Annotated in this window: 1 protein-coding gene; it reads left to right on the top strand. The window is 70.9% G+C overall.

What is annotated here, in order from left to right; translation table 11 throughout:
• Positions 1 to 1,701: quinoprotein dehydrogenase-associated putative ABC transporter substrate-binding protein (locus tag D588_RS0106990; protein ID WP_345775584.1), on the top strand; the 1,701-nt coding region annotated here is incomplete at its 5' end.
• Positions 1,702 to 1,892: the final 191 nt, after the last annotated feature.

The following is a 1,892-nucleotide window of genomic DNA, read 5'->3' as shown; positions in this document are numbered from 1 at the left end:
TCCGCCTCGCGGCGCCTGCCTGCGGGCGCGCGCGCCGTGTTGCTGTTGTGCAGCCTCGGACTCGTCGCCGCAGGCTGTACGCGCGAGCCGTCGTCCGCGACGGCTCGCGCTCCTGCTGCCCCGCCCGCCGTTGCGGCACCGGCATCCGCCGCGCCCGCCACGACGCTGCCGGCCGATGCGCCGGTGCTGCGGGTCTGTGCCGATCCCGGCAACATGCCGTTGTCCGATCGTGCAGGCGAGGGCTTCCAGAACAAGATCGCCCAGGTGGTGGCCGCGGAGATGGGCCGGCGCCTGGAGTACGAGTGGCGCAGCTACTACCAGCGCGGCCTGGCGCGCAGCACGATCAACGCCGGGCGCTGCGACGTGCTGATGGACATGAACAGCGATTTCGAGATGGGCCTGCCCACGCGCCCGCTGTATCGCTCCACCTATGTGCTGGTCACCCGCAAGGGCCTGGACCTGCGTCCTGCCTCGCTGGACGATCCGGCACTGAAGAAGCTCAAGGTCGGCGTGTTCCAGAGCTCGCCGGCGCGGCAGGCGCTGTTCGACCATGGCGTGCAGGGTGAAGTGCAGTACCTGTTCTACGATTCGGCGAGTGCGCCGCAGGAACATCCCGGCAAGCTCGCCGAGCAGGTCGCCGCCGGCAAGCTCGATGCCGCCGAATCCTGGGGGCCGGTGGCCGGCTACTACGCCGCGCGCGGCGGCCTCGGCGTGGTGCCGCTGAACGTCATCGACAACGAGGTGCTGGAATATTCGATGGCGTGGGCGGTGTCGCGCAAGAACGCGGCATTGCGCGATGCGCTGAACGCGGCGATGCAGCGCAGCGCCGGCAAGATCGGCGCGATCCTGCGCGAGTATCACGTGCCGCTGGTGGACTGCGCCGATTGCATCGTCGCCGGCGATCTGCGCTCGCACGGCTCCTACGCGGTGCCCGACGACCCGGACGATACGCCGAGCGCGCAGGCCTCGTCGGACATGCTGGCGCAATTGCAGTTGCGCATCGCCGGCGGTGCCGATCCGAACGAGGAGTTGGCGCATGCGCTGGACGCCGGCGATGGCGTGCGCGTGGCCTGGCTGCTGCGGCATGGCGCCAGCGCCGACAAGCCCAACCTGCTCGGCGAGCCGCCGCTGCAGCAGGCGATCCGCAACCAGGCGCCGCTGCTGGTCGGCGAGCTGCTGGCTGCCGGCGCCAAGGTCGAAAACCGCGACAGCAATGGCTGGACGCCGTTGATGAAGGCGGCCTGGTCCAACGACGGCAAGAGCGCCGCGCAATTGCTGGCGCATGGCGCCAAGGTCGAGGCGGTGTCCGCCGACGGCTGGACGCCGCTGGACCTGGCCATCTCCTACGCCGACGCCGACCTGGTACAGGCATTGCTCACCGCGGGTGCCAGCGTGCGCCGTGCCAACCCGGCCGGCTTCACCCCGGTGATGTTCGCGGTGGCGCGCAACGACCCGAAGATCCTCGATCTGCTGCTCAAGCGCGGTGCCGAAGCCGACCGTGCCAACCGCGCCGGCGTCACGCCGTTGATGCTGGCTGCCGCTGCCGGCCGCGAGGACAGCGCCCGGCGCCTGCTCGCCGCTGGCGCCAGCGCCGATGCGCGCGACGCCGACGGCAAGACCCCGGCGGCGCTGGCCCAGCAACGCGGCAATGCCGAACTCGCCCACCTGCTGACGGAGGCCCAGCACCGACGCACGCAATGACCGCTTTCCGCCGTTCCGTACACGCCGCTCGCGCGGCCTGCTCCTCCCATCGTGCACTCCGCAAAGGTTCTGCTCCCATGCGCTCTGCTTCCGTCCGTCGTCGTGCCGTCTCCGTGCTGTTGCCCGTGTCCCTGTTCGCCTCGCTCCTGTTGCTGGCCGCCTGCGGCAAGCAGGAGACGCCCGCCGCGCCA

This window comes from Xanthomonas sp. SHU 308 (assembly GCF_000364645.1).
GTDB lineage: Bacteria > Pseudomonadota > Gammaproteobacteria > Xanthomonadales > Xanthomonadaceae > Xanthomonas_A > Xanthomonas_A sontii.
This window is presented reverse-complemented; position numbering and strand designations above follow the sequence as displayed.